This is a genomic window from Effusibacillus dendaii, from assembly GCF_015097055.1.
Classification (GTDB): Bacteria; Bacillota; Bacilli; order Tumebacillales; family Effusibacillaceae; genus Effusibacillus; species Effusibacillus dendaii.
The window spans coordinates 1,154,580-1,181,506 of record NZ_AP023366.1 but is presented as its reverse complement, the minus strand read 5'-3'; the positions used below and the strand labels follow the sequence as shown (position 1 = coordinate 1,181,506).

Genomic DNA, 26,927 nt, shown 5'->3' with positions numbered 1-26,927 from the left:
GTTACTGCCAGTGGATATGTAAAGGGGTAAGATCTATGAACAAAAGCCGCGTTCTCTTCGCCAGTCTGGTTGGTTCGGTCATCGAATGGTATGATTTCTATTTATATGGAACGGCCACTGGCTTGGTTTTTTCCAAACTGTTTTTTCCCAATCAAGATCCTGCAATTTCACTTCTTCTCGCATTTGTCACCTTCGGAGCAGGTTATGCCGCCCGGCCGATCGGCAGCGCCCTGTTCGGTCACATGGGGGATCGCATAGGGCGAAAGGCGGCGCTCATTTTTACGCTTGTTGGTATGGGAGGCAGTTCGATGCTTATTGGTCTTCTCCCTACTTATGCACAAGTGGGCCTGTTGGCTCCGATTTTATTGGTTATCCTGCGGCTTATCCAGGGCATTGCATTAGGTGGTGAATGGGGTGGAGCCATCCTGTTGGCAACAGAATCTGCACCGAAGGGAGTTCGTGGGCTTTACGGTTCAATTCCCCAGTTAGGAGTTCCTATCGGTCTGGTTACCGGGTCCCTCAGTTTTACGCTCGCTAGTTCTTTAACTACAAATAACCAGTTTATTACCTGGGGATGGCGGATTCCCTTCCTTTTAAGCGGTGTCCTCATTGCTCTGGCGATCTGGGTCCGGAGCGGGGTAGAGGAAACCCCAGCCTTTCAAAAGCAGAAGGCAAGCGGAGATCTTGCGAAGGTGCCCTTTATCGAAACATTTCGCAACGATTGGAGAAATGTGTTGCGTGCAATTGGCCTGAAAATTGGTGACGGGTTCATGAACGTATTTACCATGTCGTTTGTGCTTGTCTATGCCACTGTTTATTTGGGGTACTCCCGCGATGTAGCCTTAACCGCTCTCACCATTGGTTGCGCAACAATGCTTGTTACCATCCCACTTTTTGGTTACCTTTCTGATTTTATCGGCCGGAAATTCATCTATATAGGAGGTTTGATCCTTCTATTCCTTCTCGCGGTCCCTTATTTTACAATGATCAGAGAAGGGGCCGGCTGGCTGTACTTTATGCAGGTGGTCGTGCTCGGTATCACCTGGGGGGCTGTTTTTTCTACACAAGGTACATTATTCTCTGAACTCTTTCCGGCCAAAGTCCGATACACCGGGTTGTCGGTCGGATATCAGGTAGCGGCAGCGATTGTTGGTTTTGGACCTATGATGTGGACCCCAATGGCGAAATCATTTGGCCCATCGCCTTTGATATTCGGTGGATTCATGATGGCGGGGCTTGCACTTTCCCTGGTATTTTGCTTCTTTTTACCAGGTACTAGAACAATGGTAAACACGCATTATGATGAAAGTGTGGAAAACGTGGGGAGCTGAGGAGCGCCTTCATGCCTGCAGGTTCCAAAAACTCCTGGGGTAAACGGATTCTATTCTGCGGAAGACGATCCATATCTACTAACGAAGCAGACTCGTTTGAATAAACTGACTTTAAATTCTGGTTAGAACGGGATCGAGAGTTGAAAACACAAACAAAAGGCTGCCGTGAAATGAAGTTACCTCGTCCAGTAGACATACTGAAAACAAGCTCTTCTAGGCAACAGCCTTAGTTCGGTATTGTACCGGGCTAAGGTTGTTTAATTTCTTCTGGAACCTCTGCGCGAGACAGCTGAGATGTTACCTCGTTTATTGAACTATCGCCCCCGTTAGAATAAATGTACAGAATTAAAGATGTTCAACATATTCAATAATTGTTCTATCTGGATGTTGAACAGTCATATTCTTCCCAGTTGGTACTGGTGAAGGACCTCACAAAATGATTGCACCGATGCTTTCTAAAAAAACTTTGTATTCATCTAGGAATCCACTAAAAATGTCGCCGTTGTTTGCTTAAAAGGGGTCAAATTCTCTTCTTCACCACTAATGATTAATACATCACCGACTGAAGCAATTTCGAATTTATTTAGCGGCATTTTAAATCTCATACCCACGGAGTGTTTGGTAAGTTCTTGTAAAAATTAATAGCGGGTGTCAAGGTCATTGACATAAATTCTAATTAGTTTCCCCTGAAAAAATAGAAATTTCTAATCGGTATATACTACATTTAGTGTTAAACCATTCATAAAAACACTGTATATAGTAGGCACGTTTAGAGAAAAATGACTTTTTCAGGAGTAACCAGTTAGAGTAGTCCCCTTCACCTTACTCCCTAATAAAAAAACGAGAACCCCCTATCTGGGGGCCCCGTTCATCCTCTTTCATTTCGCAATCTCTATATTCGCTTGCTCCAACCTTACATCCCTTACGGACGAATAAATTCCTGTGTCCAATAGGTACCGAAATCGCCACCGGTCACATAGCCGATTCCGATTTTGGTGTAGTTGGGATTTAGAATATTGGCGCGGTGCCCGGACGAATTCATCCAGTCGTTCATAACCGCTTGCGCAGTTTGTTGTCCGGCTGCAATGTTTTCGCCTGCATACGAATAGGTGATGCCGAGCGATTTCATCAGATCAAACGGCGATCCATAGGTCGGCGACTGATGGTCAAAGTAATGCTTGTCCCGCATATCTTGCGCTTTGATCATAGCGTCCTTTTGCAAAAGCGGATCAATCGTTAATGCAGACAATCCGTTTTTGGCACGCTCGTTGTTCACCATTTGGAGTACATCCAATACTTGCTGTGGGTAGGTCTGTGCAGAAGTAGAAGTCGTCGGTTTAGAAGGAGTTGCAGGCGCTGGCTGCGGTGCAGTAGGTGTAGTCGGTTTCACCGGCACTGGAGCCGCTGCACTTCCTTGTTTTAACGGTGTATTTGAATTGGACGGGATCAGCAGAAATTGTCCCGGAAAAATCGTTGTAGATTTCAATCCGTTTGTTTTCATCAAAGAGGCTACCGTTGTATGATGAGACGTTGCGATTTTCCACAACGTATCCCCTGTCTTTACTGTGTACAAATTACCGCTAATTATGTTTGGAATCTCGGTACCGGACCAGATCCAATTTGTTTTAATCGTAATGGGTGTCTGGTAACTGCTGTACGTTGCCGCACTAGCCGTTCCCGTGCCAATCAGTAAACCTGCTGCTGCAATGGCTGCAATCCGCTTCGCGATTTTATTCATTCTGCTCCCTCCCATTGTCGAAAGTAGAACTCAGTCTAACATAAAAACAGATTCAAAACTTTAAAAATGGAACTGAATTGGTAAACCTTTTTTTACCAATGGAGATGGAAAACTGATCTGGCAAAACAAAGTGTCAAATGGCGGTACGCACACGGATGCTACAGTTAACGTCAGCGGTGTTAATGAACTTATGATCCGGTTTGACCGTGATGGAGATAACGATGCATTTGTTATCGTTGATTTCGTGAATCCAATCTTAAAATAAGAGAACCTTAAACCGTCTAACTTGACCCTATTTGCCTTTCACCCCAATCTTGTGTAAGATGAGGGGTGATTCTTTTCTGGGGTGATTTTTGTGAAATATACGGAAGTGACCGTTTGGACCTCACACGAGGCAAGCGAAGCGGTGTCGGAGTTGTTGACCCGTTTGGGGGCGGCTGGTGTGGCCATCGAAGACCCGCACGACCTCGAAACGATCCGCCAAAATCCCTACGGCAACTGGTATGTGATTGAAGACGATCTGGTTCCGAAAGAAGGCGCACGCGTCAGCGCCTACTATTCGGAGTTTGCCAATATCGAAACGCTTTTGTCCAACATAAAAAAAGAGCTCGCGCTGTTTGCCGATTATGGCCTGGACATTGGTCGCGGCGATATCAGGACGAAGGAAGTAGAGGAAGAAGATTGGGCAAACGCCTGGAAACAATTTTTTAAACCTGTAAGGGTAACCGACCGGCTGACCATCAGGCCGACTTGGGAACCTTATGAGCCAACTCCTGCTGAACTGGTGATCGAACTGGATCCCGGCATGGCGTTTGGGACTGGCACGCATGCGACCACGGCGCTTTGTCTTCAAATGTTGGAAAATTGGCTGCCTGCAGGGGCGCGAGTGATCGATGTGGGAACCGGGTCGGCCATTCTTTCCATCGCCTGCGCAAAATTGGGCGCGGCATCGGTGCTGGCACTGGACCTGGATCCGGTGGCTGTCAAAGTGGCAGCCGACAATGTGGCGCAAAATCAGGTGGAAGACTGGGTGACAGTCAGGACAAACGACTTGCTGAAAGGCGTTGAAGGCCCTGCCAATCTGATCGTAGCCAATATTTTGGCGGAAATTGTCGTGCAGATGATTGAAGATGCGTTCCGGTTGCTGGAAACGGACGGGATTTTTATCGCATCCGGCATTATTCAGGAAAAAGCCGACTGGATCCGCGCGGAAATGGAGAAAACAGGGTTTCAGATTTGCGATTTGCAGACCAGCCAGGATTGGGCGGTTATTGTGGGCCGGAAATAGAACGAACAGGTGGAAGAACCATGCAGCGCTATTTTATTTCACCAGAGGATATACAGGGGCAGCAGGTGCGGATTAGCGGCGATGATGTCAAACATATCACGCGCGTCATGCGGTTTGAACCGGGCGATTTGATTATTTGCGCGGCGGGGAATGAAGTTTCCTATCGTGTGCAGTTGACCGATTTTGCGGCAGATGCAGTATTCGGCGAGATTGTGGAAACGTTGCAGGAACAATCGGAACCGGAGGTAAAAATTACACTCGTTCAAGGACTGCCGAAAAGTGATAAAATGGATTTGATTGTGCAAAAAGGAACAGAAGCGGGTGTATCCGATTTTGTCCCCGTCGAAACGATTCGCACGATCGTCAATTACGACGCCAAAAAAGAACACAAACGGCGCGACCGCTGGCAGCGGATCGCAAAAGAGGCTGCCGAACAGGCGCACCGGTTGATCATACCTGAAATTGCGGAAGTGACAACGCTCAAAGAGTGGTTGTTGCAAAAATCCGATTCCTACGATTTGGTGCTGTTGGCGTATGAGGGGCAGCCCTTATCAGACAGAGAACGGCAACTTGATGGCGAGTCGGGGTTGGGCGACAAGCCGCAAATACTGGCTTGTGACAGCTTGCGTGCGGTCTTGAACGGGTTTCCGCAGGCCCGCTCGATCGCTCTTTTGATTGGGCCGGAAGGCGGTTTTGATCCGCAGGAAGTGTTGTTGGCAACACAGCAGGGGGCCCGTCCTGTTACACTGGGACCCCGTATTTTACGGACAGAAACAGCGGGGCTGGTAGCCGCCGCGATTATTTTATATCACTACGGACAGATGGGAGGGTGAAATAAGATGTCCACAGTTGCATTTCACACATTAGGTTGTAAAGTCAATTCGTATGATACGGAAGCGATCTGGAACCTGTTTAAACAGCAGGGATACACACAGGTTGATTTTCAGGATATTGCCGATATTTATGTCATTAATACATGCACCGTGACCGATACGGGCGACAAAAAATCGCGGCAGATGATTCGCCGCGCCATTCGCCGCAATGAAAATGCGACGGTCGTTGTAACCGGCTGTTACGCGCAAATGGCACCCGATGAAATTTTGGCGATTCCTGGTGTTGATTTGGTGATTGGCACGCAAAATCGCGATCAGATTGTCGAGTTGACGGAACGGGTGCAGGCGGAGAAACATCCGTTGAAAGTGGTGTCTTCCGTCCGCCGTCAGCGGGAGTTTGAAGAGTTGGACGTGCCGGATTTTCAGGGACATACACGGGCCTTCCTGAAAATCCAGGAAGGCTGCAACAACTTTTGCACATTTTGCATCATCCCCTACTCACGTGGTTTTATCCGCAGCCGTAAGCCGGAAAACGTGATTTTGCAAGCACAAAAACTGGTCGATGCGGGCTATCAGGAAATTGTTCTGTCGGGTATCCATACAGGCGGGTACGGGGACGATCTGGACGGTTATACACTTTCAGACCTGCTTGTTGATTTGGAAACAAAAGTGGAAGGGCTTGGACGCATCCGAATTTCTTCGATTGAAGCGAGCGAGATCGACGACCGAATGCTCGATGTGCTGACTCGTTCGCAAAAAGTCTGCCGTCATCTGCACATTCCGCTGCAGGCCGGATCCAATTTTGTGCTGGATCGGATGAACCGCAAGTATACGGTGGAAGAGTTCGCAGCCAAATTGGTGGAACTGCGTAAAGCACTGCCGGATCTGGCGGTTACAAGTGACGTGATTGTAGGATTCCCTGGCGAAACGGATGAACATTTCAGAGAGACGTACGATTTTATCAAAAATCAGTGGTTTGCCGATCTGCATGTATTCCCATACTCGCAGCGAAAAGGCACGCCAGCTGCCAAATACAGCGATCAGGTTGCGGAAGCGGTAAAAGAAGAACGCGTAGCGAAGCTGATTGAGTTGGCGAACGAACTGCAGATTTCCTACTCAAGCCGTTATATCGGCGAAACGCTGCAGGTGATTCCGGAAGAAATTAACGCTGACGGTCTGCTGGAAGGATTCTCCGACAACTATATCAAAATCGGGTTCCGCGGCCACCCGGACATGCTCGGTCAATTGGTCAGTGTCCGGTTGGACGAAGCGTTTGCTGACGTGTCGAAAGGGACGTTCGTGGAACAGTTGACGTTCCGGTCCACTGTGGAGCCGCAACCGCTGCAGGAATCAGGATTGATACAATTGGAAACAGTAGAGGCGTGAGGTTCCTGTTATCTGGGACGAGATGCATTTGTATATGTGTGTCGTCCTTTTCTTTATAACCAAAATCACTGGCGGGCCATGCTATGTATATTCCTAGACATGCGGTACCGCGAAACATGGAGCAAGTTCAACAGCACTCATGTTGGCAGCAAAGGATTTGGGATACGGCACCTGCCCAATGATCGGATTCGACCCGGAAGCGGTTCGCAAAGAGTTTAACATTCCCGAACAATACATTCCGGTTATGATTATCACGATCGGACCGGCTAAAGAGGAGAGCAACCCGCGCAAAATGCGGTATTCTGTTTCCGAAGTGACTACGTACAACGGTTTTTAATCCGAATCAAACGGCTGCACGAGTCGGGTAAGGTTGTTTATTCAGGTGAGGTTGCGGATTCAGGAGGGGTTTTTCGTAAGATACGGGCTGTCCAAGGGAGGGCAGCTTTTTTTTATCGAGTATTGACGGAAATTCATTTTTTTCGGATATTTATACCACAAGTTCCATGCGTCTGCTTAGGGATCATACAGAAAAATAACCGGAAACGGACAAGCTTTCAATAATCGGACGGACAGGGGTGAAAGAATGAAGGAATATTCGGCAGGCGGCGTAGTGTATAAAAAACAGGACGGAAATACGAAAATCCTGTTGATTCAGGACCGGTTTGGCAAAATAACCCTGCCCAAAGGCCACGTGGAAGAGGGGGAAACGGAAAAGGATGCGGCCGTCCGCGAAGTTTTCGAGGAAACCGGCATCCAGGCAGAAATCGAAGGCGACCCTCTGGGAGTCATATCCTTTCAATTTGAAACGTCCGGTAAAGGCATGATTACAAAACAGGTGACTTATTATCTGATGAGAGCGGTATCTGGCGATACAAAAGCGCAGGTTGAGGAAATTAAAGACGTGATTTGGTTGCCGCTTGACGATGTACTGCCTCTCCATACGAAGCAGGGATATGACAATAATCATGTGATCCTGGAAAGGGCGGTAAACCGTTTACGGGGGGAACGACGATGAAAGATCTGATCGATGCGGTGCGTTCCCAACTGGAAGAGGTGATCGGACCGGTTATTCTGGAAGCGGGGGAGTTTCACCCGATTCCACCGGAAAAATTAGCCTCTGCAATCGACCATACCCTGTTAAAACCGGACGCGACTCCTATGCAAATTCGCCAATTGTGCGGGGAAGCGGTTGCGCACCATTTTGCGTCTGTCTGCATCAATCCCCTGTTTGTGCCTATCGCTGTTGAGGAGCTGAAAGGCACTGATGTAAAAGTATGCACGGTAGTTGGATTTCCACTCGGTGCCACAAGTTCTGCCGTCAAATCGTTTGAAACGAAAACGGCGGTTCAGCAAGGTGCGTCTGAATTGGATATGGTCATACCCGTTGGGCTGTTAAAGTCAAATCGTTTGATCGAAGTGCTGCAGGATATCGAATCGGTTGTAAAAGCGGCGAAGGAGACTGCAGATTCTCCCGCTGGGACATCGACAGTGGTGAAAGTGATACTGGAAACTTGCCTGTTGACCGACCGGGAGAAGGTGATTGCCTGTCTGCTGGCACAGCGGGCGGGAGCCGATTTTGTCAAAACATCAACCGGGTTCAGCCATTTCGGCGCTTTGATTGAAGACATACAATTGATGCGCGCGGTTGTCGGCCCGACCATGGGGGTTAAGGCGTCAGGCGGCATTCGAAATCGGGATGCGGCCCTTCAGATGTTGAAGGCAGGCGCCACCCGTATCGGAGCAAGCGCTTCTGTGGCGATAGTAGCTGGGCAATCGTCCACTGCCGGTTATTAAATCAATTTTCGCTTTGCTGGATGGGGGCGAATGGAAGTGGAAGTGGCAACTGGAAATTTGCAAAAAGGTTTGACAGATTCTTTCCGGCTGACAGCCCTTGGGGATTCGGCGGTGATTGTCAGCTTTGGCAATGTGATCGATCTCACCACCCAGCGAAAAGTGAGATCGCTTGCAGAATGGCTTGACCTGCGCCCACTGCCGGGGATGGTCGAATACATACCGGCGTTTACCACGTTGACCGTGTTTTATGATCCGCTGGCGATCGATTTTTCAAGCGTTTGTGAGGAACTGGAACAAATGATGGAAGAGCTTCCGAATGCAACGAAAGAATCTCCGCGTATTGTTGAAATTCCCGTTTGTTACGGCGGTGAATTTGGGCCGGATCTGGATTTTGTGGCGGAACATAACGGATTGACAACCGAAGATGTGATCGAAATTCACACAAATGGGGAATATCTGGTGTATATGATCGGCTTTGCACCCGGATTTCCCTATTTGGGCGGTATGTCGCAAAAAATCGCTGCGCCTCGCCGTTCCGCACCGCGCTTGTCGATACCGGCCGGTTCGGTGGGGATTGCGGGGAGCCAGACAGGCGTTTACCCGATCGGAACACCAGGCGGCTGGCAATTGATCGGCCGTACTCCACTGGCTCTGTTCCGGCCTGCTGATGATTCGCCCAGTTTGCTGCAGGCGGGAGATGTGGTTCATTTTCGTGCGATCACACCGGAGGAATATGAACGGTGGTCGGTGGTTTCCGGCGAGTCGAAGTGGGAGGAGGGGCGGAATTGAGCATTCAGGTGATCCGTCCGGGACTATTGACCACTGTCCAGGATCTGGGGAGGCTCGGACAGCAGAAACACGGGGTAATTGTGAGCGGCGCGATGGATCCGTTTGCGTTGCGGATCGCCAATCTGTTGGTTGGCAACGACGAGCGGGAGGCAGCGCTTGAAATCACTCTGATGGGTCCAACGATCCGTTTTCAGAAGGATTGTGTAATCGCGATCTGTGGCGGTAACTTGTCTCCGAAGATCGATGGGCAGCCCATTCCAGATTGGCGTCCCGTATGGGTGAAACAAGGCAGTTTGCTGCAGTTTGGTTCGCCGCAAACGGGCTGCCGTGCCTATTTGGCGGTGGCAGGCGGGTTTGACGTGCCGGTTGTCATGGGCAGTCGCAGTACCTATCTGCGTGCGGGCATCGGTGGATTTTACGGAAGGGCGTTACGGGAAGGCGATGTGTTGCCGATTGGCTGCCGGTCCATGTGGGAGGCTGCAGAATGGCGGGAGCGGGAAGGCCGTTTTTTCGCCGGTTGGTTTGTAGATACCCGAATCAGGCCGAAATACGGAAAAAACCCAACTGTGCGCGTGATGCGCGGCGGTGAGTTTGACTGGTTTGCGAAAGACATCCAACAGCAGTTTTTTGCTGCGTCGTTTCAGGTTACACCGCAGTCGGACCGGATGGGATATCGGCTGTCAGGGCCTCAATTGGCATTGTCAGAGCCAAAAGAATTGATTTCGGAAGCGGTCGCGGCAGGAACTGTGCAGGTTCCGGCAGAGGGCAATCCGATTATCCTGCTGGCCGATCGGCAGACAACCGGTGGATATCCCAAAATCGCACAGGTCGCAACTGTCGATCTGCCCATTTTGGCGCAAGTGACACCGGGCGAACGGATTCGGTTTGAAGAAATCTCGCTGTCACAGGCGCAGGAGTTGTATCGTTTGCGTGAAAGAGAAATCGGGATTTTGCGGCAGGGAATCAAATTCCGTTTGGATGCAAGGGGGGAAGACAGGTGTACCGGATTGATTTGAATTGTGATATGGGAGAAAGTTTCGGAGCGTACCGAATGGGAAATGATGAACAGATTTTGGAGTTTGTTACCTCCGCTAACATCGCCTGTGGGTTCCATGCGGGAGACCCGGGTACAATGAAGAAAACGGTGGAACTTGCTTTGCAAAAAGGGGTCGCAGTCGGCGCGCATCCCGGACTGCCCGATCTGATCGGATTCGGTCGGCGCAATATAGATATTTCGCCGCAAGAGGCGTATGACCTGGTAGTTTATCAAATCGGCGCCCTGTATGGGTTTGTAAAAGCGGCGGGAGCTTCCCTGCAGCATGTAAAACCGCATGGAGCGTTCTATAATATGGCGGCCAAGAATCGAAAACTGGCGGATGCAATCGCACAGGCGATTTACAATGTGGATCCGCAGCTGATTTTGTTCGGCTTGTCCGGGAGTGAACTGATTCAAGCGGGAGAAGCGATTGGGTTGCGCACGGCCAGTGAAGTGTTTGCTGATCGGACGTATCAACAGGATGGATCATTGACCCCCCGCCGTCAGCCTGACGCCTTGATCACAGACGGTCAGAAAGCGGTTCAGCAGGTTGTCCGTATGATTAAAGAGGGAAAAGTGACGTCGCAGCAAGGAATCGATGTATCGATCAAAGCGGATACCGTTTGCATTCACGGGGACGGCCCGCACGCTTTGGAGTTTGCCCGTCAGATTCACAATATGCTCCCCTTGTCAGGAGTGGCTGTCCAGGCGGCAGGACATTTGAGGTAAGGAATCTGCTCAGCGGAGCTCCGGCACCAACCATTCGATCAACACCGCGAACATTCGCGTAAATGGCCAAATGGCGAACGACGAAATCACATTAAACCACATATGCGCATTGGCAACCTGTACAGCGGGAGAGGCGCCAAACAGCTCAACAAACTTCGTAAACAGGTTGAGAAACGGCAAAAAAGCGGCCACGCCTGCCACATTCAGCAAAACGTGAGAAACCGCGACCCGTTTCGCGGCCAACGGACTGCCAAGCGAAGCGAGAACGGCGGTTATGCAGGTTCCGATATTGTTGCCAAGAACGATTGCAATCGCACCTGCCAGATCGATCAGTCCTTGCGATGCCAGCGCCATGGTAAGTGCGGTTGTTGCGGTCGAACTTTGCACGAGAGCGGTTAATCCTGCCCCGGCCATTACGCCATACAGCGGATTGCCAGAAGCGGCTGCCAATATATCCCGGAACCAGTCTGTTTCCCCGACGGGCGCCAGCGAGTGAATCATCGTGTTTAAACCGAACAATGTGATGCCAAAACCAAAAACGGACAACCCTGCAAAACGTTTTTCTCCTTTTAGCATAAACCATAGCAGAATTCCAATTATGACAATCGGCAATATCATTTCCTGCGGATTCCAGGCGATCAACTGTGTGGTAAATGTGGTTCCGATGTTGGAACCGAGAATGATGCCAAGCGAATCGGCAAATGAGATCGTTCCGGCCGACACAAAGCCGATGGTAATGACCGTTACGGCAGCCGAACTGTTCAACAGAGCGGTCACTATAATGCCGGTCAACATGCCGCGTGTAGGCGTTTTTACAAACCGTTTCAGGATCGATGGTAAACGGTCGCTCGCCATCCGTTCCAATCCGTGCCGCAAGCACCAGATTCCGACCAGAAAAATGGCCATTCCCATTGCCAAAAAGAAAAGAAACGTATACATATCGTTCCTCCATCGGGTAGACTATAGTTTGCAAACATTGGTACATTCTATGGCACATGTCTGCCGGACATGCATACGCCTGTCTGATACATAGCGAAAACAGCAGGACAGTCGGCCTTGACGGGAGGAATATCGGATGACAAAAGTGTTTCTGCACCGGAAACGAAAAAAAAGATTGGAGCAAGGGCATCCCTGGGTTTATCGAAATGAAATCGAACGGATAGAGGGAGATCCGGAGCCAGGTGAAATCGTGGAGATTTATAATCATTCGGGGCACTTTTTGGCGAAAGGACCGATCAATCTGAACTCCCAACTGGCGGTTCGGGTATTTACATATGACAATAAGGAGTCGATTGACCAATCGTTTTTTGAAAGCCGGATACGAGACGCATGGGAATATCGGCAACGCATGCTGGAGGATACCAACGCCTGTCGGGTTGTATACGGCGAAGCTGATTTTTTGCCGGGTGTGGTGGTGGATAAGTTTGCAGATCAGCTTGTCGTCCAAATCCTTTCGATTGGCATTGAAATTCGTCGCGATCAATTGGTGTCTGCTCTGGTGAATGTATTTCAACCGAAAGGAATCTATGAACGAAGCGATGTCCCAATCCGTGAATTGGAGGGACTTGAGCAGCGTACGGGCCCCCTCTGGGGCGATGTGCCAAGAGAAGTGGAAATTGTGGAAAACGGACTCCGGTACATCGTCGATATTGTCGAGGGACAGAAAACCGGATTTTTCTTCGATCAAAGAGAGAATCGGGCCGCTGTTGCGCCGCTTATGACTGGATGGGGGAAAGCAAACGGCATTCAATTGCTGCCGATGGGAGCGGACGGGCAGCCGCTGCGGCAACGGGATGGGTCAATCCGGCCAGGAATCGAACCGATGGTGGATGAACAGGCAGAGCCGGTGGTTCGTCCGGTGGACAAACGGGGAAAAGTGATCAAAAACCCGTTCTGGGACGGTGCGGAAGTGCTGGAATGTTTCTCCCATACCGGCTCGTTTACGTTGAACGCCTGTAAACACGGCGCCAAAAAAGTTACCTGCCTCGACATTTCCGAACATGCCATCGAAACGGCAAAACGCAATGTGACGATGAACGGGTTTTTGCACCGGGTCGATTTTGTAGTGGCGAATGCGTTCGATTACTTGCGTGAACAGGTGCAGAAAGGGAGCTTGTGGGATGTTGTGATTCTGGATCCGCCCGCTTTTGCCAAAACGAAGTCAGCGGTCGAAGGGGCCTGCCGGGGCTATAAAGACATCAATCTGAACGGAATGAGGCTGGTACGCGACGGCGGTTTTCTGGTGACTGCCAGCTGTTCGTACCACATGCGGCCGGATCTGTTTAAGGAAGTGATTCAGCAGGCGGCGCTTGACGCGAAGAAGATTTTGCGGCTGGTGCATTGGAGCGGAGCGGGTAAAGACCATCCGGAGATCGTCGGGGTGGAAGAAGGGCATTATTTAAAATTTGCCATTTATGAAGTGCGAAGCCGGGCGTAGCATCCCTGCTTAGACCACAATTCGGTCCCCTTCTTCAATCTGAAAGTTGTCGATGGTGCCAGCAGCCAGTTCCAATACGGAATGGGCTTTGCGAACGGGCGGGATGAAGGACCAGGGAGGAAGATTTGCCGCCAGTTTGACCACCCGATTCCGGTCGTCCAGGAAAACCGCGTCAATCGGAAAACGCATAAAAAACATATGGACCGAGTTGCACGGAACCAGCCATAAGCCGGTTTTCGACTGCAATTCCCGGCGAAACATCAAACCTGCCAGACGACCTGCAAAATGATCGGCTTTCTTTATTTCGATAGGGAGCAGAATCTGACTCCCTTGTTTATACAAAATCATGAAGATTCGTCCTGTCCCGGCTAATTAAAGAGCCCTCAACGAACAAGGGCTCTTTCTCTAAATCCACGCATTCACATTCACTTTCCGGATAAATTCTTCCGGTTTTAATGTGTCATCGTTGACAGCTTCCTTTTCGTCCGATGGCTGTTTTTTGCCGACCAACTCTTCAAACAATTGTTTGTTGCCGGTTGCCAGTGCATAATCGATCAACGCCTGCCGTTCAATTTCAGCCGCCTGTTTTTGAATCAACACTTCTTCCAGTTCAATGTCTGCAGCGGCCACATAATAGTGTTTATCGGATTTAGGGATCCGAACCACATAATCAAAAGCGCTGTCTGAACTGCGATCACGGCCGATAATATATCCATATTCGCCGATCGGTAAATTTTGTTCGAACGAATCGTTGACAACAATAACTTTTTGACCAAGCCGAAACATCGAATCCCCCCTTTGTCAAAATGAGGTGTACTATATTTTATCATGCTTTGGAAGCGGTGGGTACCCCATTTTTCGGGATAGGCAAGTTGACTGCTGTCCTGTTATCCAGTATAATTTGGCGTGATAAACTTTCTTGACGTGCATCATGCTGACTTGGAGCAGGTGTTTGGCAAGTTGGAGGGAGGGAAATTAAGTGTCTGAAGTTCGGGTTCGCAAAAATGAATCTTTGGACAGTGCACTTCGTCGTTTTAAACGGGCCACTGCAAAAGACGGCATCCTTGCTGAGATCAAAAAGCGTAAACACTACGAGAAACCAAGTGTTGCTCGGAAGAAAAAGTCCGAGGCCGCTCGCAAGAAAAAGAAATACTAAGGGGGCATTGACCTCGTGAGCTTGGTCGAACGGTTAGATGCTGATATGAAACAGGCGATGAAGGACAAGGATAAAGTTCGCTTGTCTACCATTCGCTTAGTTCGTACAGCTATCAAAAATGCGGAAATTGATCAACGGAAAACACTCACGGATGAGGATATTCTCGTGCTCTTAAACCGGGAATTGAAACAACGGCGTGATTCCCTCCAAGCTTTTCAAGACGCCGGTCGCTCCGATTTGGTTGATCAAGTGAAGCAAGAAATTACGGTAATTGAGGGCTATATGCCCGCCCAACTGAGTGAAGATGAGATTCGAGAGATAGTTCTGGCTTCCATTGCGGAGGTTGGTGCCGTTTCAAAAAAGGATATGGGAAAAGTGATGTCTGTTCTGATGCCGAAGCTGCAAGGGCGAGCGGATGGCAAACTGGTAAACCAATTGGTGCAGTCTCAACTTTCCTGATAAAAATGAAGCCATGTGCAATTTTGCACATGGCTTTTCTGGTGAAATTGCAAGAAGGAGTTTGATACCATGCTCACCCATCCCGTGATCATTCCGATTCTTCTTTCAATTGGCCTTATCGGGCTGGTGGTGGAAGTGCTAATCCCGGGGGTTATCCTGCCAGGTGTAATTGGAATTGCATCGTTTGCGGTGTTTTTTATCGGCCAGATCCTTGCGGGTTACTCCGGTTGGGAACCGATACTGCTGTTTTTATTGGGAATCGTCTTATTGGTGATTGAAATTTTTGTTACCTCCTTTGGCATCCTGTCGGTGGCCGGAATCGCCTCAATCGGAGGCAGTGTGGCATTCGCTGTGGCAGATGCCAAATACGGAGTACAGTCTTTTTTTCTGGCTCTTATACTGGCTGGCGTTGCCACCTGGATTACCGTTAAGCGGTTCAGGAACCGGGGGGTGTGGAATAAGTTGATTTTAAAGCAGCAGTTGACGAAGGAAGAAGGCTATTTGCCTACCAAAAGTTACGAGTTTCTGCTGCATAGGGAAGGAACGGCGCTTACACCCCTGCGCCCTGCCGGTAAGGTGGTTATCGATGGGGAACGGTTTGATGTGGTAACGGAAGGCGGTTTTGTTGAAAAAGGGGATTCGGTTGTCGTTATCCATGTTGAAGGGGTGCGAATTGTAGTTCGTCCTGCTTCCAGGCAGGAGGGCGCGGCCGCTCCGTCAGTTTGACGTTGTACCCTACCCCCAAAGGGGGGCAAGTCGCCTTGGCGCTAGGCGCCAGGTCTCGCTATGCACCCAAAGGGCACAAGTCACGCTTAGGCACCAAAGGTGCCAAGTCGTGCTATGAAAGGAGTTTTGGAAAAATGGATCAGGCGTTTATTGGGTTGTTGGTCATTATTGGTTTGGCCGTGATCGTTTTGGCCGTTCTGTTGACGTTTATTCCGGTTGCGTTGTGGATTTCCGCCTTGGCGGCCGGTGTTCGAATTTCCATTTTTACGTTGGTGGGGATGCGATTACGCCGAGTCATTCCGTCTCGTATTGTCGAACCGCTTATTAAAGCGACAAAGGCAGGCCTGAACATTACGACAAACCAGTTGGAAAGCCATTATCTGGCGGGCGGCAATGTGGATCGTGTAGTTAATGCGTTGATTGCAGCAGAACGGGCCAATATATCGCTTGGTTTTGAACGGGCGGCGGCGATCGATCTGGCGGGCCGCGACGTTCTGCAGGCGGTGCAAATGAGCGTAAATCCGAAAGTGATAGAAACTCCCATTGTCTCTGCGGTTGCAAAAGACGGTATCGAAGTGCGGGTGCGGGCAAGAGTGACGGTTCGCGCCAATATTGATCGGCTGGTCGGAGGCGCCGGGGAAGAAACGATCCTGGCTCGTGTCGGGGAAGGGGTAGTCAGCACCATCGGGTCTTCCGGCAATCATAAGGATGTGTTGGAAAATCCGGATTCGATTTCAAAGACGGTATTGGCCAAAGGGCTGGATGCGGGTACCGCTTTTGAAATTTTGTCGATTGACATTGCGGACGTCGATGTGGGGAAAAACATTGGCGCTCAGTTGCAGACCGATCAGGCGGAAGCAGATAAACGCATTGCCCAGGCAAAAGCAGAAGAACGGCGCGCTATGGCTGTAGCGCGTGAACAGGAAATGCGCGCTTATGTGGAAGAGATGAGGGCCAAAGTGGTAGAAGCGGAATCGGAAGTGCCAAAAGCGATGGCAGAGGCATTGCGACAAGGGAAATTAGGTGTCATGGATTATATGAACATGCAAAATATTATGGCGGACACAGATATGCGGGGCGCTATTTCCAAACTTGGGGATGACCCGGATAAACAAACGAAAAAGTAGGTGAGATCCTGAGCGTGATCGGACTTATAATTTTGGCGGCTGTGTTTGTATTGGCAAACATCGCAAAAAATGGGTTTCCCAGATTGCCGGATGGACGGGATAACACTCCGCTTGGTCCTGGTGGACACAGGAAATGGTCCCCCATGTCGCAAGGAGAAAATCGCAACCGATTGCCCGAACCGGATCGGACACCGGCTCAAACGAGACCGGTGCAGAGAGAAGTGGACCCTGTTCCACAACAGAGCCACGTCGTACAAATGAGGCAACCGAAACAGGAACCGCAACAGGAACCGAAACCGAAACAAATGGAACAGGGCGGCCCCCGCAATTTGAGTCATCCATTGCTAAAACGGGATGATTTGTTGCGCGCCGTGGTCCTATCCGAAATCCTGTCGCCTCCCCGGGCTCGCAATCGCTGGTCAACTGCCAGAAAAACAAACAGGTAATAGTTGGAAAACCTAGTGCATAAAATGGAACATGGCATATTTACAGTCGGGCGGTGAACCACCGTCCGATTTTTTGTGCCGTCGAACAGTATAACTTCGAAATATGCGTGTGTGTCACAGTTATTTGCACTATCGGAAGTGGCTTCGTACTACCCTTCCAATCCGGCGCATATGGTTCTAAAAGAAACGGTTTCCGACATATCGATGTGAAGCAATGGGAGGGTGCAACTGTGCGCGCATTTCAAAGAGTCAAAACATATGCCGCCAATCTTTTGGAAATGCCGAAAGACGTAATTTATGACGTCCCTCGCATCACCCTCTTCGGAGGCATGCAGATTTCGATTGAAAACCATACCGGGATTCTCGAGTTTAAGGATACAATGATCCGTTTATCACATTCGCAAGGGGAACTGCGTGTGACGGGAAGACGATTGACAATCAAGCATATTTTGCCAAGCGAGATTGTAATTGAAGGGGAAATTCGGGGCATTACGCTGGGGTAATGGGGGGAAACACATTGTTAAGCCGATTTCTGATCGATTTTTATGAAGGATATGTGGTGGTCAATGTGACCGGCAATCGATTGCCTTCGCTGGTGAACCTGGCCAACCAGGAAGGGTTGTGGATACGCGATATTGTGTACCGCGCCAATGGATCCATTCAGATGACGATTCTGCGCAGCGATATTCGTCGACTTATCCCGCTGCTTCGCCAAACGAACAGCAAAATTCATTTCGGAAAACGGACGGGCCTGCCCTTTTTATGGCAAAGAGCTTGGCGCCGCAAGATGTTTTTGGCTGGCGCCGTTCTGTTTTTGGGCTTACTGTATACTTTGACATCTCTAGTATGGTCAGTTGAAGTAGAGGGCACCAAAAAAATTTCCCCGGAAACGGTTTTGGCAGCAGCTGACTCGATCGGCATCCACCGCGGCACGTGGATTGCCAAACTGCCCGAAAAGGAAGTTTTGCGCGAGCAAATTATGGACAAAGTGCCAGAGTTGTCTTGGGTAGGCGTCAGCATTCAGGGGACGCACGTCCGAATTCGAGTGGTGGAGAAAATCCCAGCCGTCAAACCGCTCCCCAGCAACCCGCAGAATATTATTGCCATGAAAAAAGGCATTATTGAGCGGGTGTTGGTGCAAAAAGGAATCCCGACTGTTCAAAAAGGCCAACTGGTCAATCCAGGCGATCTCGTAATTTCTGGCAGTTTGGGTGACGGCAAAACGTCTGTCCACGCGCAGGGTGTGGTGGAAGCCCGCATCTGGTACACAACCCAGCTTACGATCCCCCTCAACCAGGTCCGAAAAAGATACACAGGTGAACAATACGCCAAAGAATATCTCGTATTCGGATCTTTGCCCGTTCAGGTTTGGGGATACCGAACCAATACATTCAGCACGTTCGAAGAACAGGCGGACGATCAGGAACTGCGAATCGGCTCCTATAAGCTGCCTGTTACTTGGCGCCATGTGAATGTGAAAGAGACAGCGGAGGACAGGATTACGCTTACAGCGGATGAAGCGAAAAAAGAGGCGCTTACCCGTTCTTCAGCCGATGTTGCGGCAAAAATTGGTGAAACAGGACGAATCGTTTCCCAAAAAGTTTTACATGAGAGAATCGAGCGTGGTAATCTATATATAAAAGTTTTAACTGAAGCAATTGAGGATATTGGAAAATCGCAGCCATTCTAACCGCATAATACAATTTAAGTATTGAAAAAACGAAGGAGCGAAACGTTTGGATACGGTTATCCGGAAAATTTCCCTGCAATCGAACCAGGAAGCAATTCAGATCTTTGGCCCGAACGACGTAAATCTGAAGCAATTGGAGAACCATTTTGCCTCCAAAATCGTAGCGAGGGGCAGTGAGATTTCCATCACCGGAACGGAAGAAGAGGTGGCGACGCTTGTCCATCTGTTTGATGTTCTGGCACAGCTTGTCAGAAAAGGAACGACGATTGGCGAAAGAGAAATTGTTTATGCAGTCGAAATGGCGAAACAGGGAGCTGCCGAAGAACTGATCGAACTGTTCACGGAGGATATTGCGGCTACAGCAAAAGGTAAACCGATTCGCGTCAAGACACTTGGACAGCGTTTCTACATCCAAGCGATCCGCAAACATGATATCGTTTTTGGAGTGGGCCCGGCTGGTACGGGAAAAACCTACCTGGCTGTTGTCATGGCGGTGAACGCATTGAAAAAAGGTCAGGTGCACAAAATCGTATTGACTCGACCAGCGGTTGAAGCAGGGGAAAATCTTGGCTTTCTGCCGGGCGATTTACAGGAAAAAGTGGATCCCTATCTGCGTCCTCTTTACGATGCATTGTACGATGTGCTGGGGACTGAAAACGTCCAGAAATCAATGGAACGCGGCATCATTGAGGTGGCGCCGTTGGCGTACATGCGGGGACGTACGCTGGAAGATTCGTTTGTGATTTTAGATGAAGCGCAGAATACAACACCGGAACAGATGAAAATGTTTCTGACCCGTCTCGGCTTTAATTCCAAAATGGTGATTACGGGAGATATCACACAAATTGATTTGCCCCGCGGCAAACTTTCCGGGCTGAATGAATCAATCCGAATTTTGCGTGATATCAAAGAGATCTCCTTTGTATTTCTGTCTGAACAGGATGTCGTACGACATCATTTGGTTCAGAAGATCATCGCCGCTTATGCGCAGGATAGTGAGAAAAACCAGGGCAGTTAAAGCGTTAAGTGGGAAAAGGAAATAAGGAGTCGAACTACATGGCATTGAAACTGGAGAAGAATATCCGGCAGATTACGTTGGCACCTGAGCTTAACAGCAGCAAGTCGGTACGTGCCCTAATTTACGCGATGCTTTTCCTGATTCTGTTTTTCTTATTTTACGCAAACGTTACGCCTACCCGTTACAACTACAAGGTAGGGGACATTGCCGTCGAAGATATCAAAGCGCCGACTGATGCGATTAATACAAAGGAAACGCAACGGCGCAAAGATGAAGCGGTCAAGCAAGTGCCTAAAATATATAAAATGGATACATCTGTTGAGGAAAAGGCTTTGTCGCAAGCAAGCGATCTCTTTCAGATGGCAGAGAAACTGATTGCGGACAACAGTCTTACCCGTGAGCAGAAAAGAGCGCAACTGCAGAAAATTCCAATTCCCGTCCGGGAAGAAATTTTGGATAAATTGATCACCATTACACCAAATCAATTATCGATTATTCGCAACACTACCAATCGCTTTTTGAGTTCATTCTTAGGCAAGGAGTTCTCGGAAGACTCGTTGGCCACCGCCAGAACCGGATTGGACAGTCAGTTGGTAAGTATTGATTTGGATACCGACTCGCGGGTAATCGTGCGGGATGTTGTGCTTGCGCTGTTGACTCCGAATATGGTGTATGATGAGAAAAGTACCAAAGAACTGCAGGAACAAGCCAAGCAAAAAGTACCTGATGTTCATATTCAAAAAGGCGAATTGGTTGTTCATAAAGGTGAAATGATCACGCCTGACAAATTAGCCGTTCTGTCCGACCTAAAACTCCTGGAACAGCAGCCTAACTATCGGATTTATATAGGTCTTGCTTCGTTGTTGTTGTTTTCTTTATTTATGCTAGAAGTATATTTGAGAGTTACAAACTCAAAACTTGCGACCAACAACAGTCTTCTTTTGCTGCTTGTTCTGGTCATTCTGTTGACCGCACTTGTCATGTTTATAGTCTCGCTGGTGGCGCCTTTAAACACACAATCAATGGGCTATTTGGCTCCGCTTGCCATGGGCACCATGCTGTTGACCATTTTGTTTGATACGTCGCTGGGGATTGTCGGGTCGATTATCTTTACCATGTTTACCGCCGTGTTGTTTGACTTCCGGTTTGAATATTTGTTTGTAGGTTTGGTTTCCTCAATGACGGGGGTTTTCGCGGTAACGCGCGTGAAACACCGGCTGGTGATTATGCGGGCGGCGTTTGTAATCGCCGCCGTAAATCTGTTGGCGATTTCCACTGTACAAGCGTTATCGTCAGCAAACTTTAGCTGGCATGCGCTTATACAGGCATTGCTGTTCGGTTTGCTTAACGGTTTGTTGTCAGCTATTTTGACGATCGGAGTGCTTCCCTTTTTGGAAAGTCTGTTTGGCATTTTAACGCCAATCAGCCTGCTTGAACTGTCAAATCCAAACCATCCGCTGCTTAAGAAACTGTTGATGGAAGCGCCCGGAACCTACCACCACAGTTTGATCGTCGGCAATTTGGCGGAAACGGCTGCTGAAATGGTCGGCGGAGACCCGTTATTATGCCGAGTCGGCGGGTACTTTCATGATGTGGGAAAATCGAAAAGGCCGATGTTTTTCATTGAAAATCAAAACGGACGGGAGAATCCTCACGACAAAGTGGCTCCCAGTCTGTCCCACCTGATTATTACGTCACATGTTCGGGACGGCGTAGAAATGCAGGAACAGTATCGTCTGCCAAAACCGATTCGCGACATCTGTGAACAGCATCACGGTACCACAGTTTTGTGGTATTTTTACAACAAAGCGCTTGAACTGGATAAAAACAGTTCTTTAAACGTTGACGATTTTCGTTATTCGGGACCAAAACCGCAAACAAAAGAAGCGGCCGTGATCATGCTGTGTGATTCGGTCGAAGCGGCGGTTCGGTCGATGAGCAAACCAACGCCGAATCGGATTGAAGCCGTCATTCGCAAAATCATAAAGGACCGCTTGAACGACGGACAGCTCGATGAATGCAGTTTGACTTTAAAAGATTTGGACAAGATTGCGGAAGCGCTGATGATTACATTAAACGGCATCTATCACGCGCGGATCGAATATCCGGAGCCGCCGAAACCGGCATGAAATCAGTCAGGAATGGGCCATAACAGTTTAAACGTTTGATGTTGAAGGGGGGCAAATAAATTGGCTTCAGAGCCAAGCACAAGAGTGACGGTAGAAGTGATCAATGAAGTGAATGCGAATTTTCCGTTTGATGCAGAAGCGCTTCTTGCTAACGCGGTTATCGCAGCCGCCGAGTATGAATCGATTGTTTCAGGCGAAGTGGTGGTGTCTTTGGTCGATGATGAAAGGATCCGGGAACTCAACCGGGTTTATCGGCAAAAAGACACATCGACGGATGTATTATCCTTTGCGATTCAAGAATCCCTGGACACAGAGCCGGATATTTTCTTTCCGGAGGAAGAAGCGGTCGATGCCCCGCTTGGCGACATTGTGATTTCGGTGGACACGGCCGCCAGACAGGCGGAAGAATATCAGCATAGTCTGCAGCGTGAATTGGCGTTTTTAGCGGTGCACGGGTTTCTGCATCTGATCGGTTACGATCATATGACAGCAGAGCAGGAGAAAGAGATGTTTGGCAGACAAGAAGCGATTTTAACGGGCATCGGGTTGAAAAGGGTGGTTGAATGAACTGGCTGTCCGGCTTTCTCAAAAGTCTCTCCTACGCGCAAGAAGGAATTGTTTATACGCTGGCGACGCAAAGGAATATGCAGATTCATTTTGCGATCGCCTTTCTGGTAATGATCTTCTGCCTGGTGTTAAACGTATCCAGGTTGGAGATCATTCTCGTGTTTTTTGCCATTGTCCTGGTGATAGGGGCAGAATTGGTCAATACGGCAATTGAATCTGTCGTTGATCAGGTATCCGGGGAGTACCACCCGCTTGCCAAAATCGCAAAAGATACGGCGGCCGCTGCCGTATTGTTGACCGCGCTGCATGCGATTATTATTGGCCTGTTGGTGTTCCATGACAAAATTTGGCCGCTGCGGATTCGCTCTATGTCCGCTTTCGGGATCGAGTGGTATCTTGTGGCGCTGGGGCCGGTTGTGCTGCTATATTTTATCTTACAAACGATCATCCGGCGAAAAAGAGGATCCGCGCCCAACCGGGCAATCGAGAAAAGAGGGGTGGCGCCTGATGCGCGAAAATGAACCGATTGAAAGCTCCGAAACGGCCAACAGGGTATTGGAGGCAGCCAAACAAGCCCGCAACCTTGCGTATGTCCCTTATTCCAATTTCGCCGTAGGAGCTGCGCTTTTAACGGATGACGGCGAGCTTGTAAGCGGCTGCAACATTGAAAACGCTTCCTACGGGTTAACCAACTGTGCGGAAAGGACCGCTGTTTTTAAATGGGCATCAGAACAAAAAAGGCCGATTCGGATGGTGGCGGTTGTTGCCGACGTGCCGCGCCCGGTTTCTCCCTGTGGGGCCTGTCGACAAGTATTGGCCGAATTTTGCCAACCTGAGACTCCTGTAATTCTAGCCAATCTCAATGGGCAAATTAAACAGACAACGGTAGGGGAACTGCTGCCTTTCTCATTTTCGAAGGAGGATCTGCATGGCGAACAGTCATTTTAAATCGGGATTTGTCGCCCTTGTCGGACGTCCAAACGTTGGCAAATCCACATTGTTAAATGCAATTCTCGGGCAGAAAGTGGCCATCATGTCAGACAAGCCGCAAACCACACGGAATCGAATTCAAGGGGTCTACACCGTGCCGGAAGGGCAGGCCGTATTTCTTGATACGCCAGGTATACATAAACCGCATCACAAATTGGGTGACTATATGGTTCGGACCGCCACCAACACATTAAAAGAAGTGGATCTCATCTGCATGTTGGTAGATGCGTCAGAAAAACCGGGACCAGGAGATCAATTTGTCGTCGAACAGATCCAAAAAGTGAACACTCCCGCATTTTTGATCATAAATAAAATTGATACGATTTCGCAGGAAAAGTTACTGGAATCTATAGATGCATACAAAAATATGGGCGCTTTCCAGGAAATCATCCCGATATCCGCGTTGAAAAGAGAGAATCTGGACCGTTTCCGGAAATTGATTTTTGACTATCTGGAGGAAGGTCCCAAGTATTATCCGGATGATCAGATTACAGATCACCCGGAGCGGTTTGTTGTGGCAGAACTGATTCGGGAAAAGGTGCTTCATTTGACAAGGGAAGAAATCCCGCATTCGGTGGCGGTGGAAGTGGAACAGATGCAGTATCGGGAAGATAAGGATTTGCTTTCCATTAACGCTGTGATTTACACGGAGCGTTCATCGCAAAAAGCGATCCTGATCGGTAAGAGCGGTTCGATGCTGAAAGAAATCGGCAAACGGGCGCGTATTGATATTGAAAATTTATTGGGTTCCAAAACCTATTTGGAATTATGGATAAAAGTGAAGGAAGATTGGCGAAATCGTGATACCATGTTAAGAAATTTCGGGTTTACCGATCAGGAGTAGGATTTTTAGGATGGTAACTTTTCCATGGTATAGAGGGCGTTCAATCGACAGAATCTAACCTTACAACGGACACTCTGGTCCTAGAAAGGATGAGCAGCATGCGAGATTTTTCATGGCGCTACTTTTGTGCGACCGGTGAGATCGACGCTTATCTCTTGTACAAGGAGCATGAGGCTGTCACGGCGGGATACCAGGAAATCTCAGCCGCGCAAAGTGAGGAAGAAGAAGTGATGGAAGAACAGTAACAGGATTTTTAAAGGTAAATCCCGAATACAACTTCCGAGATGCCATCTTTTGAGAAAAGGGGAACCATTCCTTTGAACAAAACGGAAGCGATTGTACTTCGGGCGATCGATTACGGGGAAACCAACAAAATTGTTACGCTGCTGACAAATAAATACGGCAAACTGGCAGTTCTTGCCAAAGGGGCCAACAAACCACAGTCTCGCCTGGTCTCTGTCACACAGCCTTTTGTTCGCGGCCACTGGCTTCTGTTTGGCGGGAACTCCGGTATGCCGTCCGTTTCGCAGGCGGAACTCCTCGAATCGTTCCGAACTATTCGCGAAGATTTATCACTCTCTACGTTTGCGTCTTGTATGGCGGAATTAACCGATCGGGTATTGGAAGATCGACAGCCATACGGCGCTGTATTTTCACTTTTGTTACATATGCTGCGCTATCTGGAAGAGGGCAAAGATCCGGAAGTGCTGCTGCGTATTTTTGAAGTGAAAATGTTTTATGCGGCAGGCATTCAGCCAAACCTCACGGTATGTGCTCATTGTGGCCGCCGGATTGAGGAGGCGGTCCGGTTTTCCATTCGGCTGTCGGGACCGCTTTGTTACAACTGCCACGATTCCGACCCGCAGGCGATGGAACTGAAACCGGTTGTGTACAAACTGATTCGTCTGTTTCAGTCTGTTGATATTACGCGCTTGGGTTCGCTGCAAGTCGGCAGCGAGGCGAAGCAGCAGCTGCGCAAACTGAATCGGCATTATCTGGAAGAGCAGGGCGGTGTTTTCTTAAAAACCTACCATTTCCTCGACCAAATTGAAAAACTTGGATTGTAATAGGGTTTCTTGGCTCAGACGAAAGATGTCTGGGTTTTTTGTTTATTATCAGCAGTTGACAAGCGTCTATCTGTTTTCCTAACATTGTAGGGTAGGATAACATTGTAGGGTAGGATAACATTGTAGGGTAGGATAACATTGTAGGGTAGGATAACATGGGAGGATAGGATACCATTAACGGGATAGAGTCGGTAAGCTATTATACACGTTCATCCATACGATAGAAGAGTCGGGATAGGAGAGAGAAAAAATGGTTTCAGCTACAACCCACCCGCAGCAAACAGGATGGCGGGTTTGGTGGCACCTGTTTCGCCCGCATACATTAACCGCCGCTGTAATTCCGGTATTGGTCGGCACGGCGTATGCTTGGAAGATCGGGTCTGTGAATGTGTTGCTTTTTTTGGCAATGTTTGTGGCCTCTCTTTTGATTCAAGCGGCAACGAACACATTTAACGAATACTTCGATTTTAAGCGCGGTTTGGATAAACCTGAAAAAGTGGGCATTGGCGGCGCGATTGTGCGGCATGGCATACCGGAAAATACGGTTCTGCGTGCGGCCTATCTGCTGTTTGCTCTGGCTCTCTTGCTCGGGGTTTATATCTGCTGGCAAAGCAGTTGGTGGGTGGCGCTGGCTGGAGTTGTCAGCATGCTGGTGGCCTATTTTTACACGGGAGGTCCCTATCCGCTTGCCTACACGCCGTTTGGAGAACTGGCGTCAGGTGTGTTTATGGGGCCTGTGATCGTTGGTATTGCATTCTTTATCCAGACCGGCCAACTCACGCCAGACATCGTATGGATATCGATTCCTGTTATGATACTGGTAGCCGCTATTTTGACCGGCAACAATATTCGCGACATTGAAGAAGACATTGCGGGCGGTCGGAGAACGTTGGCGATTTTGCTTGGCAAAACAGGGGCTGTCAAGTTTCTCGCCGGTATGTTTACTATCGCCTATTTGTGGACTGTCGGAATGATCTGGTTTGGACTCGGTAACAGCTGGTTGCTATTGACGTTGTTGAGTGTTCCGAAAGCGATGCAAGCGATTCAATTGTTTCAGCGGGGTGTCACACAACCCCAAATGATGCCCGCCATGAAGGCCACATCAGTGCTTCACACGCAGTTTGGCATCCTGTTTGCCATCGGGATTTTGTTGAGTTAGACATCAGCAACTTGTAGAACGTCTGGAAAATGTGTATAGTTATAACAGTCGAATATACAGGCTGTGAAAGACAGGAGTAGTGGACGATTGCCAATACAGCGAGCCGGGGACAGTGCAAGCCCGGTTTGGACGGTTCATGAACGGCGGTCTGGAGTCTGTTTTTGAATGAAGGTGGGCGTTTATAACGC

30 protein-coding genes and 1 pseudogene are annotated in these 26,927 nt (G+C 49.1%); 27 read left to right on the top strand and 4 right to left on the bottom strand.

Features of this window, described 5'->3' with window-relative positions:
• Positions 1-35: 35 nt before the first annotated feature.
• The gene (locus tag skT53_RS06295) at positions 36-1,331 is read left to right on the top strand and encodes an MFS transporter (protein WP_200760264.1); all 1,296 of its coding nucleotides are present in this window, start codon (positions 36-38) and stop codon (positions 1,329-1,331) included.
• A 922-nt stretch (positions 1,332-2,253) separates the two neighbouring features.
• On the opposite strand, the gene skT53_RS06290 is transcribed toward skT53_RS06295, so the two are convergent.
• Positions 2,254-3,069: a CAP domain-containing protein gene (locus skT53_RS06290; protein WP_200760263.1), complete on the bottom strand. Its 816-nt coding sequence runs from the start codon at positions 3,067-3,069 to the stop codon at positions 2,254-2,256.
• Positions 3,070-3,424: 355 nt separating this feature from the next.
• On the opposite strand from skT53_RS06290, the gene prmA reads away from it, so the two are divergent.
• From prmA to skT53_RS06245, 9 genes and pseudogenes are all read left to right on the top strand, one after another.
• The gene (gene prmA / locus skT53_RS06285; RefSeq protein ID WP_200760262.1) at positions 3,425-4,357 is read left to right on the top strand and encodes a 50S ribosomal protein L11 methyltransferase; all 933 of its coding nucleotides are present in this window, start codon (positions 3,425-3,427) and stop codon (positions 4,355-4,357) included.
• Positions 4,358-4,377: 20 nt separating this feature from the next.
• Positions 4,378-5,190 (top strand): 16S rRNA (uracil(1498)-N(3))-methyltransferase, encoded by an 813-nt coding sequence (locus tag skT53_RS06280; protein WP_200760261.1) that lies wholly within the window; start codon positions 4,378-4,380, stop codon positions 5,188-5,190.
• Between the two features lie 6 nt (positions 5,191-5,196).
• Positions 5,197-6,576 (top strand): tRNA (N(6)-L-threonylcarbamoyladenosine(37)-C(2))-methylthiotransferase MtaB, encoded by a 1,380-nt coding sequence (gene mtaB / locus skT53_RS06275; protein WP_200760260.1) that lies wholly within the window; start codon positions 5,197-5,199, stop codon positions 6,574-6,576.
• Positions 6,577-6,703: 127 nt separating this feature from the next.
• Positions 6,704-6,913, top strand: a pseudogene (locus skT53_RS06270) (nitroreductase family protein); the annotation flags it as partial.
• Between the two features lie 246 nt (positions 6,914-7,159).
• A complete protein-coding gene (locus skT53_RS06265; RefSeq protein ID WP_200760258.1) occupies positions 7,160-7,591 on the top strand; it encodes an NUDIX hydrolase in 432 nt (143 codons plus the stop codon).
• A gap of 143 nt (positions 7,592-7,734) precedes the next feature.
• Entirely contained in the window at positions 7,735-8,370 is a 636-nt protein-coding gene (deoC, locus tag skT53_RS06260; protein WP_404828958.1) for a deoxyribose-phosphate aldolase, read from the top strand.
• 30 nt (positions 8,371-8,400) lie between these two features.
• Positions 8,401-9,159, top strand: coding sequence for a 5-oxoprolinase subunit PxpB (gene pxpB / locus skT53_RS06255; RefSeq protein WP_318978598.1), 759 nt, complete (start codon positions 8,401-8,403; stop codon positions 9,157-9,159).
• Complete coding sequence (locus skT53_RS06250; protein WP_200760256.1) at positions 9,156-10,175, top strand: 5-oxoprolinase subunit C family protein; 1,020 nt, start codon at positions 9,156-9,158, stop codon at positions 10,173-10,175. Before pxpB ends, skT53_RS06250 begins: the two co-directional genes overlap by 4 nt.
• A gap of 8 nt (positions 10,176-10,183) precedes the next feature.
• Entirely contained in the window at positions 10,184-10,924 is a 741-nt protein-coding gene (locus skT53_RS06245) for a LamB/YcsF family protein (RefSeq protein ID WP_404828957.1), read from the top strand.
• A 9-nt stretch (positions 10,925-10,933) separates the two neighbouring features.
• Here skT53_RS06245 and skT53_RS06240 read toward each other — a convergent pair whose 3' ends face one another.
• A complete protein-coding gene (locus skT53_RS06240; protein ID WP_200760254.1) occupies positions 10,934-11,863 on the bottom strand; it encodes a Na/Pi cotransporter family protein in 930 nt (309 codons plus the stop codon).
• A 136-nt stretch (positions 11,864-11,999) separates the two neighbouring features.
• Between skT53_RS06240 and skT53_RS06235 the strand changes: the two genes are divergently transcribed.
• The gene (locus skT53_RS06235) at positions 12,000-13,361 is read left to right on the top strand and encodes a class I SAM-dependent rRNA methyltransferase (RefSeq protein ID WP_200760253.1); all 1,362 of its coding nucleotides are present in this window, start codon (positions 12,000-12,002) and stop codon (positions 13,359-13,361) included.
• A gap of 9 nt (positions 13,362-13,370) precedes the next feature.
• Here the strand turns inward: skT53_RS06235 and skT53_RS06230 are convergent, their stop codons facing one another.
• Both skT53_RS06230 and skT53_RS06225 read right to left on the bottom strand, forming a co-directional pair.
• On the bottom strand, positions 13,371-13,709 hold the full coding sequence (locus tag skT53_RS06230; RefSeq protein WP_200760252.1) for a DUF192 domain-containing protein: 339 nt from the start codon (positions 13,707-13,709) through the stop codon (positions 13,371-13,373).
• 57 nt (positions 13,710-13,766) lie between these two features.
• Positions 13,767-14,147 carry an ATPase gene (locus skT53_RS06225; protein WP_200760251.1) on the bottom strand — a complete coding sequence of 127 codons (381 nt, stop codon included), beginning with the start codon at positions 14,145-14,147 and terminating at the stop codon, positions 13,767-13,769.
• Positions 14,148-14,340: 193 nt separating this feature from the next.
• On the opposite strand from skT53_RS06225, the gene rpsU reads away from it, so the two are divergent.
• From rpsU to skT53_RS06145, 16 genes are all read left to right on the top strand, one after another.
• On the top strand, positions 14,341-14,517 hold the full coding sequence (rpsU, locus tag skT53_RS06220; protein WP_200760250.1) for a 30S ribosomal protein S21: 177 nt from the start codon (positions 14,341-14,343) through the stop codon (positions 14,515-14,517).
• Between the two features lie 15 nt (positions 14,518-14,532).
• Positions 14,533-14,976 (top strand): GatB/YqeY domain-containing protein, encoded by a 444-nt coding sequence (locus skT53_RS06215; protein ID WP_200760249.1) that lies wholly within the window; start codon positions 14,533-14,535, stop codon positions 14,974-14,976.
• A gap of 69 nt (positions 14,977-15,045) precedes the next feature.
• Positions 15,046-15,702, top strand: coding sequence for an NfeD family protein (locus tag skT53_RS06210; RefSeq protein ID WP_200760248.1), 657 nt, complete (start codon positions 15,046-15,048; stop codon positions 15,700-15,702).
• A 134-nt stretch (positions 15,703-15,836) separates the two neighbouring features.
• Positions 15,837-16,829, top strand: coding sequence for a flotillin-like protein FloA (floA, locus tag skT53_RS06205; RefSeq protein WP_200760247.1), 993 nt, complete (start codon positions 15,837-15,839; stop codon positions 16,827-16,829).
• Between the two features lie 14 nt (positions 16,830-16,843).
• Positions 16,844-17,275 (top strand): hypothetical protein, encoded by a 432-nt coding sequence (locus tag skT53_RS06200; RefSeq protein WP_200760246.1) that lies wholly within the window; start codon positions 16,844-16,846, stop codon positions 17,273-17,275.
• A 230-nt stretch (positions 17,276-17,505) separates the two neighbouring features.
• Positions 17,506-17,778, top strand: a complete 273-nt coding sequence (gene yqfC / locus skT53_RS06195) for a sporulation protein YqfC (RefSeq protein WP_200760245.1) — start codon at positions 17,506-17,508, stop codon at positions 17,776-17,778.
• Positions 17,779-17,792: 14 nt separating this feature from the next.
• A complete protein-coding gene (gene yqfD, locus skT53_RS06190) occupies positions 17,793-18,965 on the top strand; it encodes a sporulation protein YqfD (protein ID WP_200760244.1) in 1,173 nt (390 codons plus the stop codon).
• 46 nt (positions 18,966-19,011) lie between these two features.
• Positions 19,012-19,983 carry a PhoH family protein gene (locus tag skT53_RS06185; protein WP_200760243.1) on the top strand — a complete coding sequence of 324 codons (972 nt, stop codon included), beginning with the start codon at positions 19,012-19,014 and terminating at the stop codon, positions 19,981-19,983.
• 38 nt (positions 19,984-20,021) lie between these two features.
• Positions 20,022-22,112 (top strand): HD family phosphohydrolase, encoded by a 2,091-nt coding sequence (locus skT53_RS06180; protein ID WP_200760242.1) that lies wholly within the window; start codon positions 20,022-20,024, stop codon positions 22,110-22,112.
• A 60-nt stretch (positions 22,113-22,172) separates the two neighbouring features.
• Positions 22,173-22,679 (top strand): rRNA maturation RNase YbeY, encoded by a 507-nt coding sequence (ybeY, locus tag skT53_RS06175; RefSeq protein WP_226375357.1) that lies wholly within the window; start codon positions 22,173-22,175, stop codon positions 22,677-22,679.
• Positions 22,676-23,200, top strand: coding sequence for a diacylglycerol kinase (locus tag skT53_RS06170; RefSeq protein WP_200760241.1), 525 nt, complete (start codon positions 22,676-22,678; stop codon positions 23,198-23,200). Before ybeY ends, skT53_RS06170 begins: the two co-directional genes overlap by 4 nt.
• Positions 23,187-23,627 (top strand): cytidine deaminase, encoded by a 441-nt coding sequence (locus tag skT53_RS06165; RefSeq protein WP_200760240.1) that lies wholly within the window; start codon positions 23,187-23,189, stop codon positions 23,625-23,627. Before skT53_RS06170 ends, skT53_RS06165 begins: the two co-directional genes overlap by 14 nt.
• Complete coding sequence (gene era / locus skT53_RS06160; RefSeq protein WP_200760239.1) at positions 23,608-24,513, top strand: GTPase Era; 906 nt, start codon at positions 23,608-23,610, stop codon at positions 24,511-24,513. Before skT53_RS06165 ends, era begins: the two co-directional genes overlap by 20 nt.
• 98 nt (positions 24,514-24,611) lie before the next feature.
• Positions 24,612-24,758 carry a YqzL family protein gene (locus tag skT53_RS06155; protein WP_200760238.1) on the top strand — a complete coding sequence of 49 codons (147 nt, stop codon included), beginning with the start codon at positions 24,612-24,614 and terminating at the stop codon, positions 24,756-24,758.
• Between the two features lie 72 nt (positions 24,759-24,830).
• Positions 24,831-25,580 (top strand): DNA repair protein RecO, encoded by a 750-nt coding sequence (recO, locus tag skT53_RS06150; RefSeq protein WP_200760237.1) that lies wholly within the window; start codon positions 24,831-24,833, stop codon positions 25,578-25,580.
• 250 nt (positions 25,581-25,830) lie between these two features.
• Positions 25,831-26,739, top strand: coding sequence for a 1,4-dihydroxy-2-naphthoate polyprenyltransferase (locus tag skT53_RS06145; RefSeq protein ID WP_200760236.1), 909 nt, complete (start codon positions 25,831-25,833; stop codon positions 26,737-26,739).
• The last annotated feature ends 188 nt before the right edge of the window (positions 26,740-26,927 follow it).

What these genes read in the sequence shown, in the direction of transcription:
- deoC (WP_404828958.1), top strand. Translation starts at nt 7,735, where the DNA reads ATGCAAATTCGCCAATTGTGCGGGGAAGCGGTTGCGCACCATTTTGCG.
- skT53_RS06280 (WP_200760261.1), top strand. Translation starts at nt 4,378, where the DNA reads ATGCAGCGCTATTTTATTTCACCAGAGGATATACAGGGGCAGCAGGTG.
- pxpB (WP_318978598.1), top strand. Translation starts at nt 8,401, where the DNA reads ATGGAAGTGGAAGTGGCAACTGGAAATTTGCAAAAAGGTTTGACAGAT.
- skT53_RS06155 (WP_200760238.1), top strand. Translation starts at nt 24,612, where the DNA reads ATGCGAGATTTTTCATGGCGCTACTTTTGTGCGACCGGTGAGATCGAC.
- floA (WP_200760247.1), top strand. Translation starts at nt 15,837, where the DNA reads ATGGATCAGGCGTTTATTGGGTTGTTGGTCATTATTGGTTTGGCCGTG.
- skT53_RS06245 (WP_404828957.1), top strand. Translation starts at nt 10,184, where the DNA reads ATGGGAGAAAGTTTCGGAGCGTACCGAATGGGAAATGATGAACAGATT.
- mtaB (WP_200760260.1), top strand. Translation starts at nt 5,197, where the DNA reads ATGTCCACAGTTGCATTTCACACATTAGGTTGTAAAGTCAATTCGTAT.
- skT53_RS06145 (WP_200760236.1), top strand. Translation starts at nt 25,831, where the DNA reads ATGGTTTCAGCTACAACCCACCCGCAGCAAACAGGATGGCGGGTTTGG.
- skT53_RS06295 (WP_200760264.1), top strand. Translation starts at nt 36, where the DNA reads ATGAACAAAAGCCGCGTTCTCTTCGCCAGTCTGGTTGGTTCGGTCATC.
- skT53_RS06240 (WP_200760254.1), bottom strand. Translation starts at nt 11,863, where the DNA reads ATGTATACGTTTCTTTTCTTTTTGGCAATGGGAATGGCCATTTTTCTG.
- skT53_RS06265 (WP_200760258.1), top strand. Translation starts at nt 7,160, where the DNA reads ATGAAGGAATATTCGGCAGGCGGCGTAGTGTATAAAAAACAGGACGGA.
- era (WP_200760239.1), top strand. Translation starts at nt 23,608, where the DNA reads ATGGCGAACAGTCATTTTAAATCGGGATTTGTCGCCCTTGTCGGACGT.
- skT53_RS06225 (WP_200760251.1), bottom strand. Translation starts at nt 14,147, where the DNA reads ATGTTTCGGCTTGGTCAAAAAGTTATTGTTGTCAACGATTCGTTCGAA.
- skT53_RS06210 (WP_200760248.1), top strand. Translation starts at nt 15,046, where the DNA reads ATGCTCACCCATCCCGTGATCATTCCGATTCTTCTTTCAATTGGCCTT.
- skT53_RS06170 (WP_200760241.1), top strand. Translation starts at nt 22,676, where the DNA reads ATGAACTGGCTGTCCGGCTTTCTCAAAAGTCTCTCCTACGCGCAAGAA.
- skT53_RS06235 (WP_200760253.1), top strand. Translation starts at nt 12,000, where the DNA reads ATGACAAAAGTGTTTCTGCACCGGAAACGAAAAAAAAGATTGGAGCAA.
- skT53_RS06230 (WP_200760252.1), bottom strand. Translation starts at nt 13,709, where the DNA reads ATGATTTTGTATAAACAAGGGAGTCAGATTCTGCTCCCTATCGAAATA.
- skT53_RS06180 (WP_200760242.1), top strand. Translation starts at nt 20,022, where the DNA reads ATGGCATTGAAACTGGAGAAGAATATCCGGCAGATTACGTTGGCACCT.
- skT53_RS06165 (WP_200760240.1), top strand. Translation starts at nt 23,187, where the DNA reads ATGCGCGAAAATGAACCGATTGAAAGCTCCGAAACGGCCAACAGGGTA.
- skT53_RS06290 (WP_200760263.1), bottom strand. Translation starts at nt 3,069, where the DNA reads ATGAATAAAATCGCGAAGCGGATTGCAGCCATTGCAGCAGCAGGTTTA.